This is a genomic window from Ochrobactrum sp. RH2CCR150, from assembly GCA_014138095.1.
Taxonomy (GTDB): domain Bacteria; phylum Pseudomonadota; class Alphaproteobacteria; order Rhizobiales; family Rhizobiaceae; genus Brucella; species Brucella gambitense.
On record JACGXE010000013.1, the window covers coordinates 48,293 to 64,169 of the forward strand.

The following is a 15,877-nucleotide window of genomic DNA, read 5'->3' on the forward strand; positions in this document are numbered from 1 at the left end:
GACCCAGCCGCCGAAGGTAAAACCAACAACCATTGTTGCAATCGCACTAACTATCGCTCCGCCAAGAGCGGAATTTATCCAATGTGCATTTTTCATGGTGAAATCCGATCTTCAACGATCGAACGCGCCTTATTGCGCGCTGAGATGTATCATACCACTCTTATTGGGATAACTTGCACGAATTCTACCTGCATGGAAACCTTGGCTTCCGCGTGTTTGTGCGGCGAAAGCCCGAAGGAATCGTGCCACAGTTCAGGAGGTGCGACCCCATCACTATCCCTTACAATATTCTGCATGCATCACACAATCCAAAGGTAGATTAATAGTTTTCCGCTATCGCGAATACTAGCTCATTTATCGAGCTTCACTTGACACGTGGAAAACCTGATCTGTCAACCAGTCAGATGCACAGTATTTTAAATACCATCCAAGAGCTTTTTTTGAACACAACGCAGCTTCCGTCAACGCAACCGACGGTGAAGGCGCACCTGTTCCACCCTCGCAGGGTGAGACCTGTAGCTGCAGACGAAACATGTCTTGAGGCCGTCCGATATTTTGTGCAGAAATGGGTTTGGACTAGCCCCTCCCGCTATGCTTGATCAAGTGTGATTTTTTAGTTCCGGCCAAGAGGCAGAGAAGCACTTCCCTAAAGAAAGGCTTCTTCGGCGTAATTTTCACTTATCAAGCGCGTGGGTGCGGTGTTGGTGGCGACGCATTGCGTTTCAATTCTCTTGCCGGTGTAGCGATCGAACAGGTGCCAGGCGTCTGGCGCGATATCAAGTCTGACGGGTTCGCCATCCCGGCGGATGTCCTCGGCAGACAAGATAACGGCCAGTTCATGCACGCCGAGCGCACAATAAGCCACGCGTGCGTTTCCCAACTCCTCGATGAAGTCAACGGTTGCAGGTGCACCGTGGCTTTGTTCGCCTGCAGAACTTATTTTTTCAGGTCGCACACCGATGGTAAGGAGCGTGCCTTCCGGCAAAGCGGGAGCAAGGAGTACGGGTTCACTGCCTTCTCCATTGATTGTCACGCGACCTTTTGGTCCGACGGTGGCGGGCAACAGGTTCATTGCCGGAGCGCCGAGAAATCCGGCGACGAAGGCTGATGCAGGCTTTTTGTAAATTTCGCCTGGAGCTCCGATTTGCTCAACCCGACCGCCATTCATCACGATCAGTATGTCGGCGAGTGTCATCGCTTCAACCTGATCATGAGTGACGAAAATCGATGTGGCTTTCAGCCGCTTGTGCAAGCGCTTGATCTCGATACGCATCTGCACGCGCAATAATGCATCAAGATTGCTCAAAGGTTCATCGAACAGGAAAACATCCGGTTCGCGCACAATGGCACGACCCATGGCCACACGCTGGCGCTGGCCGCCGGACAATTGCGCCGGACGTCGGTCCAGATAGTCGGTCAGATTGAGAATAGCGGCTGTTTCCCCCACCCGTCGTTCGATTTCGCCTTTGGGTACTTTGGCGATACGAAGAGGATAACCAATATTCTGACGCACAGTCATATGCGGATAGAGCGCATAGTTTTGAAACACCATGGCGCAACCACGATCCGCCGGATCAACATCGTTCATGAAGGCACCGCCGATGGAAATAGCCCCCGACGAAATATCCTCAAGCCCGGCGATCATCCGAAGCAACGTTGATTTTCCGCATCCCGATGGACCGACAATCACCGCGAACTGACCATGTGGGACCTGCATTTCAATGCCATGCAGTACTGGTTTACCGTCATAGGTCTTGCGCAAATCAGAAATAACAATATCAGTCATCAGAGGTCTCCATACATGAGACGGTGGCGCAAAAGCTCGGCAGTGTCGGGGCGCAGTCCACTCTTCGCCAGATAATCCGTAGCAGAACCATAATGTCGATCTATGTAACTGATCGTGTCAGCCATGGTGCGGGGCTCAGCGGCGAGAAGCGGACGGAAGCTTTCCAGATCTGTCCCCTGCAGTGCAGCATGGGCGAGAATATCATCGATCATCGGCGCTATCATGGGGCCAGTCAGCGCGTAATCTTCGACGATGAGATCAGCACTGACACCCGCCAGCGCCAAAAGCAATGCGGCAATGATGCCTGTGCGATCCTTGCCAGCCGTGCAGTGAAAGAGCACAATTCCCTGCGGTGCTTCCGCAATCAGGGTCAGCACGCGAACGATTTCAACTGGACGATGGTTCAGCGCCTTGATGTAGAGATCGTAAAGCACATCGCCCTTTTCACCTGGTTCCGGGATAAGAGCTTCGAACAGTGAGACATTGTGGTAAGCGACCGTCGGATTGACATAAAACGGGTCGGGCTGGGATACCAGTTCCCGGTCATGGCGCAGATCAATCACCGTGGTGACACCCTCGTCCACCAGCAGGGCCATGCCTGCCGCATCGAGCCGATGCAAACCATCAGCCCGAAACATGCGACGCCATTGGGTTTCGCCATCCAGACCGGTGTAGCCGCCGAGATCGCGAATATTGAAGGTGCCCACAACCGGGATATGGCGGGTATGTTTCATGTGCATCAACGAATTCCTGATTTCATAAAAGATTGGACGACCTGCCGTTGCAGAACGATATAGATAAGCAGAATGGGAAGACTGGCCATGGTGGAGGCCGCCATAAGTGGACCCCATTGATTGCCTTCGCTTGTCATGAACATTTGTATGCCAATCTGCACCACGCTGTTTTCAGCTTTGCGTGATAGAAGCAGCGGCCAGAAATATTCGTTCCAGGTCGAAATAAAGATCAAAATCGCCAGCGAGGCGATGGTGCCACGCAGATTTGGCGCGACGACTTCCCAAAGAATGCGCCAGCTTCGCGCGCCATCCACACGCGCTGCCTCGAACACTTCCTTGGGAAAACCGCGCATGGATTGGGTGAGCAGAAGAATCGCCAGTGCAGAGGCAAAATGCGGCAAGATCAACGCGACCACGCTGTTGAGAAGCCCCATTCGTGCAACCAGGAGATAGTTCGGAATCATCACGACTTGAAACGGCACAAGCCAGGTCAGCGTGATGATCGTATAAACAAATTTGTCGAAACGAAACCGGAAGCGTGCAAATGCGTAGGCGGCGAGCAAGCCGGTAATGAGCTGGATCACAGTGACGACAGCAGAGACGAGAAGCGTATTGCCCAGCATGCGCATGATCGGAATGGTGTTGAGCGCATAGGCATAGTTATCCAGTGACACAGCGCTCGGCCACAGGCTCGCCTCGAAGAGCGCATTGGCCGGGCGCAACGATGTAACGACCATCCAGTAAACGGGAAAAAGGCAGATCAGCGACAGGAGAACCATCGTTGCATGGCCGAAGCCTGTTTGCACAAACGATTGGGCCTTGTTCCTGCGGCGTAAGCGCGCCCTTCCCGTCGCCTTAGTCTGTAGGACTGCTTCAATTGTCATGGAACGAATACCTGTCGATGAGACGGAAAAGGACAAAAGCAACAACGCTGAAGCCCAGGAACAGAATGACCGCGGCAGCAGAACTCCAGCCAACCGACATCGACGAGAACCCGAAATCCCACAGCAGATAATAGATATTGGAGGTCGCACCCAAGGGACCACCACCTGTGAGAACGTTGATGTAGGTAAAGCTCCATTGCGCACCGAGCAGGATGGTCATCATGACAAGAAACAACACAGACGACCGCAGAAGCGGCAGACGCACGTCACGGATTATTTCCCACTGATTTGCACCGTCCATTCGCGCAGCCTCAATCAATGACGGATTGATATTCGCGTTAGCCGCAGAGAGGATCAAAGTGGAAAAACCGATCAGTTTCCATCCTGTGATGCCGATCACCGTCCAGATCGCGAGCGATGGATCAGTCAGAAATTTGACCGGCCCCAAGCCCAGTATTTGCAGAACCGTGTTGACGAGGCCATAGCCGGGATCGAGTAGCCATCGCCACAAGGCAGCGGCTACGACAGGGGCAATAATCATCGGAACAAAGATGATAGCGCGATAGACGGTACGCGCCCGGGCCGGTAAATCATGAGTGTAGATGGCGAGCGCCAGTGGTATCAGTACAGAAAGCGGTAGCAATCCAAGCACATAAATGCCGGTGTTGCTCAGTGCCTGCCAGAATTTCGGCAGGGAAAAAATGCGCAGATAGTTGTCCCATCCGACAAAGACCTGCGGCGCGGTTGGCAACATATTCCAGCGATAGAAGGAAAGCCGGAATGCGTCCACCAGAGGCCAATAGACCCAGATGGTGAGCGTGAGCAGCGCCGGTATCAGGTAGAGCCAAGGAGCAAGCGGGGAGCGGGAAGCTTTTCGCAGTACTACCGTGCGGACGGGAGTTGAGGAAGAAAGCAGCGCCATTGTCGGCCTTTCAAAAAGGCGGCCCGCCTTGAAACGACGGGCCGACGAGAATTAAGGCATAAGAGCCTGCGCGTTCGTCTGAGCATCCACTAGCGTTTGCTGTACATCACCGATTCCAAAGATCGATGCTTCAACGCCGTCCATCATGGTCTTGATGATTTGTACATAGTTCGGGCCAGGCATCGGATCCCATGGCTCCAGGCGCGAAAGCTGGTCGAGATTAGGCGCCACAAGAGGATGGGCCTTGACCCACTCCCCCAGATATTGTGGGTCGTTGACAATATCAGGCCGAAGCGGCAGGTAACCAATCTCCGAGGTCACGATGGTGTAACCGTGTTTGGAGGTGAGAAACTTCGTCAGCTCCCAGGCAGCGCGCTGCTTGAGCGGATCATCGGTATGAATGGTGAGCGCACTACCCGAATTGTTGGGTCTGGTCGGCTTGTCGCCAAATTGCGGCATGGGAGCGGCTCGAAGCTCAAACTTATCCTTGGCCCCAGCGATAAGCGCGCCTTGAATGGCGCTTGTCATAAGATACATGCCAACCTTGCCGGCGGCCATGTTCTCCAGCTGGCTGTTAAAATCCAGATTCTCGTAGACGCCTGCATCATGCAGATCGCGGAGCATTTTCACCGCTTCAACGGCTTCCGGCTCAGCGAATTTCAGCGTCTTTCGATCGCGGGAGATCACCTCCCCACCGTTTGAGCGCACGACACCTTGCAGCAACCAGTCATAGTTGGCGGGGCCGGTGATGCCCGCGGCAAACCCCATATTGCCAGCGTTCTTGATGGCGAGCGCAGCCTGCTTCAGCTCATCCCAATTGCGCGGTGGCTTTTCCGGATCGAGACCAGCTTTACGGAACAGGTCAGCATTGTAAAACAAGACAGGCGTCGAAAACGTATAAGGGACGCCATAGGTCTTTCCCTCGATAACGCCTAGCTTCAGCCCGTTCGGGCTCATACCTTCAAAATGGCTGGCCAATTCCTGCGCGGGGACAATATCTTCCAGCGCTTTCGCACCATAATTCTCCCGCGCATAGTCGAGCGACATGAAGCCAGTCTGGGCCAAATCGACGGGCAGACCGGCAGCCAGATCGGCCTGAATACGGCTGGTGTCAGCGGCAGAATATGGCACACCCTGTACTGTGACGTTCGGGTTCGCTGCCATGAATTCAGCGATCATTTTCCTGGTCGCTTCCGCGCCGTTACCGGCGGAAGCAAGATTATAATTGTAGAATGTTATTGTAACCGGCTTGTCCACTTGCGCCGACATCGGCTCCGCGATCGCGGGCCAGGTCAGCCCCACCGCGAGAGCGCCTAAAACTATCTTCTTAAGCATGGTCATAGCTTCTTTCGCGTTGGAAATTATTCGGCGGCCAGCGCGTCGGCTTCGTAGCGGCGGATCACTTCAGCCATGCCGGCAAAGGTGAAGCTGTGCAGCTCGCGACGCGTGGATGGCTGCGGTGCGAAAGTGATGCTGAGGCCCGACGGACGAAGCGTGCCGATGGCAAAGGAAGAGCCCTCCAGCATGCGAAGTCCTTCATGCAGCCACAAGACGTCGGTGGCGGCATGCTGACCAACCCCCACGACAACCGGAATACCGTACCAATTGCTCACCCGGTCATAATGAATATGCCCCGACAAAATGCCGATGACGTCGTGACCTTTGACAGCCTGGCGCAACGCCTCTGTGTCGGCATAGCCGAGCGATTCCCATTCCATGCCTTCATCGTCGGTATCGAGCGCTGGCGCGTGATGCATGACCAAAAGCTTGGGAAGACCCTCGTGGCGGGCAAGCTCCGCTTTAAGCCAATCGATCTGGCCTTCTTCGAAGAAACCGCCGATCTTTCCGGGAACGCTCGTGTCGAGCGCGATGACGTGAATGCCGTGCAGGACCTGCGCATGATCGTATGGCGCATTGATATTGTCGACGCGCCCGAGCATGGTTGGATAAAAACCATCGCGACGGTCGTGATTGCCAAGGGCGTAGACCACGGGCATGGCAAGTTCAGCTTCGGCCATGAGGCGCTTCAATTGCTCGTAGCTGCCTGCGTCACCGCGATTGGTCAGGTCGCCGCTGACGACCATGAAACGTGGCTGCGGCGTGAGCGTCTTGATTTCAGCCAGGATGCGCGCCAGCGTCGTCGTCGTGTCGGAATAGAGATGATCGTCTTCAACCTCTGGATTGCCGATATGAAGATCGGTGAGATGGATGAAGGTTACGGGCTCTGACATGGAGGGCTCCTGGATCGATTTTATCGACAGTGGTTTGCGGGTTCACAGTGAATTGTCACGCCACCAATTTTGGACTTGCGTGCGGTCGTCGACATCGATAGCGTCGGCTTATGACAAATGAATGAAGGTTCATTCAGTTTATGGATATGAGTCTCGACAAACGCAAACGGATCATTGCCGCCGCTTCACGGTTGATCGTCCGCGATGGCCTTCAATGCTCCATGGCGGCTATTGCTATTGAAGCTCGCGTCGCAACTGGGTCGCTTTACAACTACTTCGCCTCCAAGGACGAATTGGTTCGCGAGATTTACGCAGATATTGCCCAGGTTATGTATGAGAAGCTGGCGCCGGAGATGGCGGCGGACCTTCCACATGAAAAGCGCATCCGCCAATATCTGGAGCGCTATGTCGACTTTATTTGGGAAGATCCAGAGCGGGCGGCTTTGTTCGATTATTTGAACAACAACCCGGTCCTGACGCTGGAACAAACCGCTGATTTGTTCCGGGATTTCCTTGAATATACCGATGCGGTCATTCTCGCCGCGCAGGAAGCGGGTTCGGTTCGTTCAGGATCGCCAAAGCTCCTTGCAAGTTTTGCGCGCGGTGCGATCCGTCATACCCTAAAACGAAGACGTCCGAACCCGCTTCCCCTTGAGCCTGAGGAAAGGCAGTTGATTATCGATATGTGCTGGAGTGCCTTGGCGGGCGGAAGAAAGGCGTAGCCATTCGAAAGGTCAACTATCCATGTCGGGTTCAGCACGCCTCTATTTTCTGTCTGTTTCCGTTCCCTGTTCTTGATCTTCGGTTGAATGCCTTAATCGTAATCCACCAAAATCGTGTCCGAATTGGCCAAGAGATGATGAACGATTTTGACGGATTTCGCTTCATCTTCGATGCAAGTGGAATTATTTCTCTTGTTGGATAATCGATTCAATCCCGAACCAGATAGCATCTTTGTATGGGCGACATAAGCGATAAGCGTCGTCCTATGTTTGTTTAAACATCAGACAAACGAATATCACTGTCATGATTAAATGCCGCAATTTTTTGCTGTTCAAGTTAATTGACGACGTCAGCTCGCGGCCGTCTCGCGGTTGTATGATTGCCAGTCAGAACCCAGCAGCCTCTATCAGGACTGCTTCACGCGAAGTGCGAGAGTTTTTAAAGCACTTGAACGTTCTCTGCGTAAATATTGATCTTCTGAGTAATGTTTATTTCTCTCAACGCTTCCACCGAGGATCGGACATAAAGCCAGGTTTCTCCAGAAATCTGTCGCATTACTTGTGTGTACAAACTCTAAACTCAGGCGGCGCAATTGTATCTGGCGAATGCTCAAAACCGTCCTGATAAGGGCATCTCCCGACACCGACTGCTTCTCCTTGTGGACAGTCATCAAGGAATGTCCGCCAACTTTCTCGCCCGGATACCGGCAATTGCTTCGTCGGCCAGACAATGGAGCTCCTCTGCAGTGACGCCATCTCTCGCCTGAACGGAAAGGCCTATTAGCACGACCATGAGATGCCCGGCCAGTGCATCCGCTATTTCGGAATCGAGCCAGCGCACCAGTTGGGCTGCGATCGAATTTCGTATCGAACGGCGCCGTTGCGCAACGTCACTCGCCAGCTCGCTATGCTCGGGTGCACACTCAATCATCCCCGACGAAATCATGCAGCCTCGTTCCCGTGACGCATCCGTAATCGCCCGAACACCGGCATGCAGAACTGCGGCAACCGCATCGTCTAGGTTCGCCGCCGACTTTGCGGGCTGATCGAGCGCACCAGACGAAGCCGTATAACGATCGAGCGCCTCCCTATAAAGTCCAGCCTTGCTGCCGAAAGCGGCATACAGGCTCGGTGGGGCAATCCCGATCGCAGCTGTCAGATCGTTGATCGATGTGCCTTCATAGCCCTGACGCCAGAAAAGGCGCATTGCTTTTTCCACCGCCTGGTCTCTTTCAAACTTACGTGGACCGCCACGCCGCTTCTTTTTTTGCATAGCGTTCACTAAAGAATGCAGAGACGAAGATTGCAAGCAGATATAGTGGCGTGTGACATAATCCGAAAACCGATATCGACGTTATCTAATACCTATTGCGCCGAACGTCTGCATTCGGTTCAGGGGATGCTGGTGCCGGTAAGCACGATAGGCGGCAGCCGATCCTTCCATGACGTTCTGAAGTTTTCCACGAACCTCTGTGAAAGCGCCTATTTGACGTCGGCTACCGCATTGCAGTTTGTAGAGATCGTCCTTGGATCACGCCGATTGATTGTCAGCGGCCATCAGGGATCGAGTCTCTGAAAGCTATCAGGTCATGGTTGAAGCGACGCGCTTCTTCGATGAAGGGGGCATGGCCGGACTTCGCGTAGATTTTCGTCTGAATGTCTGATTTGAGTGCGCGAACTCGAGCAATGCTTGGATTGACCTGAACAAGATCGTCCTTGCCGCCATATAGCAAAAGGACGGGCAAGCGGGCCTTGGGCAACCCCTCGGCTGCAGACACAGTCATTGATGGAACAGCGCGTGTCATGACCCAGGAAGCCATCGCAGCATTCGACAGAAGCCGCTCAAAAGCGACCGTGTCAGGCTGCGTTTCAAAGCACAGTTGCAGAAATGCCCGGATTGAATCGAGATGAGATTTCAGATCGGCTGACGCCAGCCCCGCATAGACCGCAGGATGTGGCGTAATCAGTTTCTCGTTAAGTTCAACCACCCCATCAACATATACGATGCCGCCGATGCCGCTATCCCCGTAACTGGCGAGGTAGTTTGAGAGGACAACCCCGCCCAAGGACCATCCAACCAGAACAGGTTTTCTGGCGCCGCTGGCCTTCAACACTGCCGCCAAGTCATCCGCCCAACGACGTCCATCGTGATATGCTTCCACATCGTCCGGCTTTCCCGACAATCCATGTCCCCTCATATCATAGGTAATGAGGCGATATTGCTGCAGTGTTGTGCTGGTTACTTGCTTATCCCAATTAAGATGGCTACCTAAAAGTCCGTGAATGAAGACTATGGGCGGTCCATCAGGATCGCCGGTTTCTTGAACCGCAATAGATACCCCATCCGGGGCTTTGACCATGTAGTTCTTCTCGGCTGCTAGTGCTGTCGAAGGAAGGTATATAGCCAATAAGGCAACCACCCACACCCGTTGCAGAATTTTCAAAATTCGTTCGCTTATCATCTCGGCATACCTTTTTGTGGGATCGATGTCATATCAGCATCTTTTCCAATTGGCTTAAGCGGCCTTCGCCGCACCACGTCCTAATGTAGTGTTCACTACAAATAATAACGCAGCCCGATCTGTCAACTTGTTTTTAGCGTTCACTACATATAAGCGTTGCAAGACGCGCCAAGCCGTCCCTGCGATCGCCGCGCGCCATAACTATTTCTGTCACCAACCGCACGACGATTGAACTAGCCCCTCGCCGAGTCCAAGGGGAAAAGGCAGAATTGTCAGTCGGTGCCGCGCAGAAGAAAGGAGAAGCGGCGCTGAGCGCCTTATTGACGGCAGTTCTTTTAAACGGGCATCTCAAGAAAGAAGGAGGTTCGCTTGTCTTGAAGGTATTAAACCTTCGATTCCAACGCTGCATAGAACTCTTGACTAAACTCTATTGACACATCGAGGAGAATGGAACGACGAACATTGAAAATGGGGCAGGAAGGCACCTCTCGTCCCGCGTATTCTCCAATCCTTTCCACTCCAGCCATTAAGCGCATCACATGACCTCGCCAATCTAATGTCGGGTGAGAAGGACTGTCATTCTTAACCAACAACTGCGACAGTCTGCATCAAGTGCTTCAGCCGATCATTAACCGCTGGAACTTCACGCGCGATGGGGAGGCGCGCAGCGCGAAAAGTTTTAAATGCTATGGCTAAGCGCATAAAATCGAATATCACGCCTTTAGCTGACGGCAACGCCAACATGAAAGGAATTTTGCCATGACCAGTCGTTCAGAAATCTTCGAATATGCTGAGAAAAAATACAATACCAAGCCCGACTATCCGTTTGCTAAATTTCCCCACTACGCCGTATTGCGACATGGAAGCGATGATCGTTGGTATGGGCTTGTGATGGACGTCCCGAAGGAAAAGCTCGGCCTCGATGGCGAGGGAAGCATCGACGTGATCGACATCAAATGTCACCCAGAAAAAGTTCATGACTTCAAAGCGCGACCCGGATTTCTACCGGCCTATCATATGAATAAAGAACACTGGTTGACGGTGCTTCTGAACGGCACGGTTTCGAAGAAAGAAGTGCTGGAACTGATCGACGAAAGCTATGCCCTTACCGTGTAGTGCCACCACTTGGCGCGGCTACTGTCTCCAGTTCCCGTAAAACCATAACCTGTCGGGCCCGTCATCTAATTTGCCAGTCAGACCCGTGACCTAAGTCCTTGTTGAGCGGATGGGCAACAGCAGGTCGCGCGCGTTTGTGGCAGTTTTTGTCGTTATGCTGAGTTGCGGCGCATGCCTGAGAACCAACATTGTCGAGAATTGGCATTGGTTTACTTTCACGCTGACACAGTCAGCGCCAAGAGGTTAATCAGCAGAGGTGATAGGTATTGATGCAGCCTGAGTGAAATCAGGGATTATTCCGAGAATGAACGCCGTGCGCTTGATTATCTCTGCAGCCACGGGTGTTGCATTTGATGCCGCCGTTATAACCATCCCGGGCCGCTGAGCTTTTGGATCATCGACAATGACCAGTAAGACATATTTGGGTTTTTCCATTGGAAAAGCCGCGGCAAACGCGTTGAAATTATGATGTTTTGCATACTTTCCATTTATCACCTTTTCAGCGGTTCCCGTTTTCCCGCCGACCCTAAAACCAGCAATATTGGCTCTTCTGCCTGATCCCTTGATGGCATTAAGTCGATAAAGATATCTCATTTTTTCGCTCGTATTTCGAGAAACGATGCGCCGGCCTTCGGCTGCCACGCCTTGTTTTTTCAAAAAAGTGGGCCGGTGAAATATTCCGTTATTGAGTATTGCACCGATGCCAACTGCTGTTTGCAGCGGAGTTGTCGCAAATCCATGTCCAAATGATGCGGTAATGGAGGTTGGCTGCGTCCATCCGCGCGGAGCAATTGGCGTGGCCACTTCGGGTATTCGCGCAGGTTCGAGCGCTCGCCCCCACAGGATGCGGGACGAGCGGACGCAACCGCCCGCTGAGATGATCTGACGGAAATTGGCTGGCAGCTCTCTGATGAGGAGTACGGGGCGTGAACTGAATCAAGGCATGGTGATGAGGCCCCCATCCCAAGACAGCTTCATCGACCTGTTTTGCGCTGCTGAGGCCATCACGTCTCGCGCTGCTTTCCTCGCGGGCACAAGACCCTAGCGAAGGCGTGCGGTCGTTCAGCGGGCACCCCAACCCGAGGTCCCAACGTCACCACAGAGGGATCGTTGTGTCGCGGAAATAGCGTTCGGCGACCAAAGTCCGAAACGCGGATCATCCTTCTGCATCACACCCGCCTTATCCTCTCAGCGAAGAGCTACCTCGGACTTCCCGTCCCTGAGGGCGTTTTCAAAGGGAATTTTCCCACGCTCTTCGAGCCATTCCTCAAGCGAAGTCAGTTGACCAAATTCCCGCTCGATGGCTGGAATATCCGCGGCCCCTGCGAGCAAACCACTGTCAAGAAGCTCCGAAAGACGGTTGAGGAAAGGGTTTCTCGCAAGCAAGTCTTCAGAAAAGCGCTTATAGACGATCACTTTCCCGGCAGCTTTTGTGAATGCCTGTTCGACTTCCTTGCCGGTCACAGACGCACTGGCCAGCTCGATCGCCGTTCCCGCAAAACGATCCGGAGCAACCAGAATTTCGGCGTTAATCCGGCCGAGGTCGTCCACGGTGATCATCTGCATGGACTGCTCCGGCCGCATGAAGAAGGTGAATTCGCCCTGAGGCAGCCCCATGCCTGGCAAAAGCATCATCTCCATAAAGCTTGCGGGACGAGTAATCGTACTCGTTATCGGAAGGCTTCGCACATATGCTTCAATTTCGGACTTGCTGTCGAAATGCCCCACTCCCGTCGGGCCTTTCCCCGCTGCCCCGCCGGAAGAATAGACGAGATGTCGAACGCCCTGCCGGAGTGCGCTGTCCGCAATCGCCTTTCCTTGCGAGACTTCCTGCGCGTCAGTGACCTCACCTGCCGGTGAACTGGTCTGGACACTAAACACGCTGGCGATTCCAGCCATCGCCCTGTCAATCGAATCCGGATTGAACAGATCACCTATTGCCAGGGAAATACCTTCGGCCGCCAGAGCCTTGGCCTTGGCGCTTTCAGGATTGCGGACAAAAGCCCGCACCCTTCGCCCCTTCGCTTTCAGTGCGCGCGCAACCGCTCCGCCTTGTTGTCCGGTCGCGCCAAAGACGAGAAATTCCGAAGTGTGATCCATATTGGTTACCATCCGTAATTAATGACGGTTATCAAATGATACTGATTGCAAATCGGCTCAAGACGGCACATTCTTGATCGTCAGTTACATCATCATAACCATTGAAGGAGCCTATCTGTGCAGCGTGAAATCAATGGCCGCCCTGTTATCGAAACCGCACGTGGGCCCGTATTGACTCCCTGCGCACCTGGCAGCGTTCTGGCCCGTCTCGGCTGCAAATGGACTATTCTCCTCGTATCCATGCTCGCGCTTTCGCCTGATGCACCCATGCGGTTCGGTGCGATCCGACGCGGCATTCCAGACATTTCCCAAAGGATGCTGACCCTCACGCTTCGTAGTCTTGAGCGCGACGGTCTTGTTGCGCGTCACTATTATCCTGAAGTGCCGCCGCGGGTTGAGTATGAATTAACGGCCCGGGGCAGATCCGTGCTGGAGCCGTTGGCGGCCTTCACGGGCTGGATCAGGGATACCTGGCAAGACATTGAAGCCTCGCGTAAGGAATTCGATGATGTCAAACGAAGCGGAACAAGCGCTAATTAGCCTTCGAAGTGAAGGCGAGCGGCTGCGGACGGTTCCCATAGGCACCGCAAGACCACGCTGGTCGCGGGTCTGCGCATGTCCGGCCAAGCATATTCGCCACCCGGCGGTTCACTCCCTCGCTCTCGAGTATTCCTTTCTTTCCGTCGACGGTGGAACCGACGTGACGATGGCTGGCTTCAACCGGGCAATGCCGGAGGATGCAGAACGGGTCAAGTCACCGAGCAACACCCGGGCAGAAAAAGGGCTGGTGGATATAGATCGCAAATGCTCGGGCGCCTCGGCTTGGCTAAGCGCGTGCCGCGAGGGTGAAGAGGGTGCTGCCCGCTTTGCGGTTTCCACAAGAGCACGATCGTTCCGCCAAACGTCACCTGTTACCTTGCGGCAGATGTTCCATCTTGCGCGGAATAGCTTTTACCGTCTTTTTGTGAACTCCACGTCAGGAAGGTCTCTAGTTTCATGCTATCCGTCCGCGCCTTCTCAATCAGCGGCCTGAGGGTGTTTTTGACGAATTCTTCCATTGTTGTGGGCAGCGCCGGACGATCAGCGTGGAACTTTACACGCCCATCGTTAAGAGCGGCCGCGGTGTTCCTGTCATAGACCCACCGATCGAGTGTTCCGAACCTCTCCCGGAATACTGTTTCGACCTCCCGATTGCCCGGATCGACGAAGCGATAGTCCACCTTTCTACCGAGTGCCCGGCCGATCATCGCGGCGATCTCGGGCATCGTGTGATCGATCCCCAGTTGCTTCACCGATCGGTGCTGCTCGGTCGGCGTGTCGAACTCGTTCGCCGCGCAATTCGCGATGTCCTCGATGGCAACCCAGGGAGTTTTGACGTTGGGCCCAAGCGTCCAGCCAATCCTGTGGTACTGCGCGATCGGGTCGACCCATCTGGCCAGGTCCTGCATGAACCAGCCGCCCTGCAAGTGCACCAACTTGATGTCGCGCAGCCGGTTGAGGATCTGGTCAAGGATATGGAAGCCCTGGAAATGGCCGGTATTCCCATTGACGTCGGATCCCATCCCGGTCAGGTTCACAGCCAGTTTCACAGAGGAATCCCGAAGTGCATCGAAAAACCGAAGCGCTACCGTAGGATAGTGCCCATGGAAGTCCTCCGATCCCCAAAGGGTTTTGACCATCAGGAACGCAGCGTCAGCGTCATCGAAGAACGTATTAAGCTCACCAGTACCCGTGTCGAAGCTGCCAATGAATGGTTCTGCTCCTTTCGCGACAAGTGCATCGAGGCCGAGCCCTCCTCTCGAGAGAGCTTTGACTGAATGGCCTTTGGCCAAAAGGTTTTCGGTAAGTCTGGCGCCGATCCTGCCGGTCGCGCCAACCACGGCGATACGCATGGTTTATCTCCTGGAGTTGTTTGGTCAGGATCCTAGAGGATTGCGTTGCGAACAAAATTGGAGATAGTGCCATATGATCTCTAAATTAGGCCAATTTTCGAATGAGCGACCTCCCTGCAGTATTGCTATCGATCTAAGCCTCCCGCATGGGCCAGCGATGGCGATCAGCGTGGACTTCGCCGAATATGAGGCCGAGGGACACCAGCATCAGCACCGACAGGGTCAACTGGTCCTGGCGCTGCACGGTGCGGTTACCTGCAGAGCGGAAAAGGGCGTCTGGATTGTTCCGCCAAACTGCGGAGTCTGGATTCCAGGCGGCGTTCCTCACAGCAACCAGGTCACGTCCAACGCTCGTATAACATACCTGTTTGTAGAACCAGACGCGGCCATGCTTCCGACTGAATGCTGCACTCTTTCGGTATCGCCGATGCTTCGGGAGATGATACATCGGGTAGCGAGACTGTCAGAAACTGATGCGCGCGACGCTCATCGCGACCGCCTTGTGCGGGTCATGCTCGATGAACTCGCGCTGATGCCGCGCGAGAGGCTGGAACTACCTGTGTCTGATCATCCAAAGATCGCCTTGATCGCTACAGCACTTTTGGCAAACCCGAGCGACCGCCGTACCCTCACCCAATGGGCTGAGCATGTCGCCGTCAGTGAGCGAACGTTGAAGAGACTTATGGTCCTGGAGACAGGATTGAGCTTCGGCCGTTGGCGGCGCCAGCTACATCTCGTCATTGCGTTGCGGGAACTTGCCGGAGGGGCAACAGTCCAGCAGGTGGCAGGCGACCTGGGATACGAATCCACGACCGCCTTTATCATGATGTTCAGGAAGGCGCTTGGGACCACACCAACGCGCTACTTTTCCGATCGGCTTTTGAGCGCCTAGCGCGTGAGACCTTGCCCATCCGAAGGCTCTAGCAGTAAGTCTTCGTGATCTCGGCCTCGCGTACGGCAAGTATCCTGGATCCATGTTTATCCAGTTTTGAGGTGTCTCCAGCGGAGTTCGGCTGATCTATAGCCGG

Annotated in this window: 15 protein-coding genes; 4 read left to right on the forward strand and 11 right to left on the reverse strand. The window is 54.1% G+C overall.

Annotated features, from left to right (window positions below; all coding sequences use genetic code 11):
- Positions 1 to 646: 646 nt before the first annotated feature.
- Genes ugpC through FHW03_RS20685 form a run of 6 tightly spaced genes read right to left on the reverse strand, consistent with a single transcriptional unit; the run spans position 647 to position 6,557 of the window.
- Positions 647 to 1,786 (reverse strand): sn-glycerol-3-phosphate ABC transporter ATP-binding protein UgpC, encoded by a 1,140-nt coding sequence (ugpC, locus tag FHW03_RS20660; RefSeq protein ID WP_182522336.1) that lies wholly within the window; start codon positions 1,784 to 1,786, stop codon positions 647 to 649.
- Positions 1,786 to 2,526, reverse strand: coding sequence for a tyrosine-protein phosphatase (locus FHW03_RS20665; RefSeq protein ID WP_182522337.1), 741 nt, complete (start codon positions 2,524 to 2,526; stop codon positions 1,786 to 1,788). The genes ugpC and FHW03_RS20665 overlap by 1 nt, the downstream gene beginning before the upstream one ends.
- Positions 2,526 to 3,404, reverse strand: coding sequence for a carbohydrate ABC transporter permease (locus FHW03_RS20670; protein ID WP_182522338.1), 879 nt, complete (start codon positions 3,402 to 3,404; stop codon positions 2,526 to 2,528). Before FHW03_RS20670 ends, FHW03_RS20665 begins: the two co-directional genes overlap by 1 nt.
- Complete coding sequence (locus FHW03_RS20675; protein WP_182522339.1) at positions 3,394 to 4,326, reverse strand: carbohydrate ABC transporter permease; 933 nt, start codon at positions 4,324 to 4,326, stop codon at positions 3,394 to 3,396. The genes FHW03_RS20670 and FHW03_RS20675 overlap by 11 nt, the downstream gene beginning before the upstream one ends.
- Positions 4,327 to 4,377: 51 nt before the next feature.
- Positions 4,378 to 5,661 carry an ABC transporter substrate-binding protein gene (locus FHW03_RS20680; protein ID WP_182522340.1) on the reverse strand — a complete coding sequence of 428 codons (1,284 nt, stop codon included), beginning with the start codon at positions 5,659 to 5,661 and terminating at the stop codon, positions 4,378 to 4,380.
- 26 nt (positions 5,662 to 5,687) lie between these two features.
- On the reverse strand, positions 5,688 to 6,557 hold the full coding sequence (locus FHW03_RS20685) for a metallophosphoesterase (RefSeq protein ID WP_182522341.1): 870 nt from the start codon (positions 6,555 to 6,557) through the stop codon (positions 5,688 to 5,690).
- Positions 6,558 to 6,697: 140 nt separating this feature from the next.
- Between FHW03_RS20685 and FHW03_RS20690 the strand changes: the two genes are divergently transcribed.
- Positions 6,698 to 7,279: a TetR/AcrR family transcriptional regulator gene (locus tag FHW03_RS20690; protein WP_182522342.1), complete on the forward strand. Its 582-nt coding sequence runs from the start codon at positions 6,698 to 6,700 to the stop codon at positions 7,277 to 7,279.
- A 670-nt stretch (positions 7,280 to 7,949) separates the two neighbouring features.
- Here the strand turns inward: FHW03_RS20690 and FHW03_RS20695 are convergent.
- Together FHW03_RS20695 and FHW03_RS20700 are read right to left on the reverse strand one after the other, a co-directional pair.
- A complete protein-coding gene (locus FHW03_RS20695; RefSeq protein ID WP_182522343.1) occupies positions 7,950 to 8,486 on the reverse strand; it encodes a TetR/AcrR family transcriptional regulator in 537 nt (178 codons plus the stop codon).
- Positions 8,487 to 8,826: 340 nt separating this feature from the next.
- On the reverse strand, positions 8,827 to 9,741 hold the full coding sequence (locus FHW03_RS20700) for an alpha/beta fold hydrolase (protein WP_182522344.1): 915 nt from the start codon (positions 9,739 to 9,741) through the stop codon (positions 8,827 to 8,829).
- A gap of 759 nt (positions 9,742 to 10,500) precedes the next feature.
- Between FHW03_RS20700 and FHW03_RS20705 the strand changes: the two genes are divergently transcribed.
- Complete coding sequence (locus FHW03_RS20705) at positions 10,501 to 10,857, forward strand: MmcQ/YjbR family DNA-binding protein (RefSeq protein ID WP_182522345.1); 357 nt, start codon at positions 10,501 to 10,503, stop codon at positions 10,855 to 10,857.
- A gap of 243 nt (positions 10,858 to 11,100) precedes the next feature.
- Here FHW03_RS20705 and FHW03_RS20710 read toward each other — a convergent pair whose 3' ends face one another.
- Together FHW03_RS20710 and FHW03_RS20715 are read right to left on the reverse strand one after the other, a co-directional pair.
- Positions 11,101 to 11,661, reverse strand: a complete 561-nt coding sequence (locus FHW03_RS20710; protein ID WP_182522346.1) for a penicillin-binding transpeptidase domain-containing protein — start codon at positions 11,659 to 11,661, stop codon at positions 11,101 to 11,103.
- 384 nt (positions 11,662 to 12,045) lie between these two features.
- Positions 12,046 to 12,957 carry an NmrA/HSCARG family protein gene (locus tag FHW03_RS20715; protein WP_182522347.1) on the reverse strand — a complete coding sequence of 304 codons (912 nt, stop codon included), beginning with the start codon at positions 12,955 to 12,957 and terminating at the stop codon, positions 12,046 to 12,048.
- Positions 12,958 to 13,074: 117 nt separating this feature from the next.
- Between FHW03_RS20715 and FHW03_RS20720 the strand changes: the two genes are divergently transcribed.
- Positions 13,075 to 13,497 (forward strand): helix-turn-helix domain-containing protein, encoded by a 423-nt coding sequence (locus FHW03_RS20720; RefSeq protein WP_182522348.1) that lies wholly within the window; start codon positions 13,075 to 13,077, stop codon positions 13,495 to 13,497.
- A gap of 371 nt (positions 13,498 to 13,868) precedes the next feature.
- On the opposite strand, the gene FHW03_RS20725 is transcribed toward FHW03_RS20720, so the two are convergent.
- The gene (locus FHW03_RS20725; RefSeq protein ID WP_182522349.1) at positions 13,869 to 14,849 is read right to left on the reverse strand and encodes an NmrA family NAD(P)-binding protein; all 981 of its coding nucleotides are present in this window, start codon (positions 14,847 to 14,849) and stop codon (positions 13,869 to 13,871) included.
- Positions 14,850 to 14,922: 73 nt separating this feature from the next.
- Between FHW03_RS20725 and FHW03_RS20730 the strand changes: the two genes are divergently transcribed.
- Positions 14,923 to 15,741, forward strand: a complete 819-nt coding sequence (locus FHW03_RS20730) for a helix-turn-helix domain-containing protein (RefSeq protein WP_182522350.1) — start codon at positions 14,923 to 14,925, stop codon at positions 15,739 to 15,741.
- Positions 15,742 to 15,877 lie beyond the last annotated feature (136 nt).

Excerpts from the sequence above, each read along its gene's own strand:
- FHW03_RS20690 (WP_182522342.1), top strand. The coding sequence starts at position 6,698 with ATGGATATGAGTCTCGACAAACGCAAACGGATCATTGCCGCCGCTTCA.
- FHW03_RS20685 (WP_182522341.1), bottom strand. The coding sequence starts at position 6,557 with ATGTCAGAGCCCGTAACCTTCATCCATCTCACCGATCTTCATATCGGC.
- FHW03_RS20730 (WP_182522350.1), top strand. The coding sequence starts at position 14,923 with ATGATCTCTAAATTAGGCCAATTTTCGAATGAGCGACCTCCCTGCAGT.
- ugpC (WP_182522336.1), bottom strand. The coding sequence starts at position 1,786 with ATGACTGATATTGTTATTTCTGATTTGCGCAAGACCTATGACGGTAAA.
- FHW03_RS20680 (WP_182522340.1), bottom strand. The coding sequence starts at position 5,661 with ATGCTTAAGAAGATAGTTTTAGGCGCTCTCGCGGTGGGGCTGACCTGG.
- FHW03_RS20700 (WP_182522344.1), bottom strand. The coding sequence starts at position 9,741 with ATGATAAGCGAACGAATTTTGAAAATTCTGCAACGGGTGTGGGTGGTT.
- FHW03_RS20715 (WP_182522347.1), bottom strand. The coding sequence starts at position 12,957 with ATGGATCACACTTCGGAATTTCTCGTCTTTGGCGCGACCGGACAACAA.
- FHW03_RS20670 (WP_182522338.1), bottom strand. The coding sequence starts at position 3,404 with ATGACAATTGAAGCAGTCCTACAGACTAAGGCGACGGGAAGGGCGCGC.
- FHW03_RS20705 (WP_182522345.1), top strand. The coding sequence starts at position 10,501 with ATGACCAGTCGTTCAGAAATCTTCGAATATGCTGAGAAAAAATACAAT.
- FHW03_RS20675 (WP_182522339.1), bottom strand. The coding sequence starts at position 4,326 with ATGGCGCTGCTTTCTTCCTCAACTCCCGTCCGCACGGTAGTACTGCGA.
- FHW03_RS20695 (WP_182522343.1), bottom strand. The coding sequence starts at position 8,486 with ATGCGCCTTTTCTGGCGTCAGGGCTATGAAGGCACATCGATCAACGAT.
- FHW03_RS20725 (WP_182522349.1), bottom strand. The coding sequence starts at position 14,849 with ATGCGTATCGCCGTGGTTGGCGCGACCGGCAGGATCGGCGCCAGACTT.
- FHW03_RS20665 (WP_182522337.1), bottom strand. The coding sequence starts at position 2,526 with ATGCACATGAAACATACCCGCCATATCCCGGTTGTGGGCACCTTCAAT.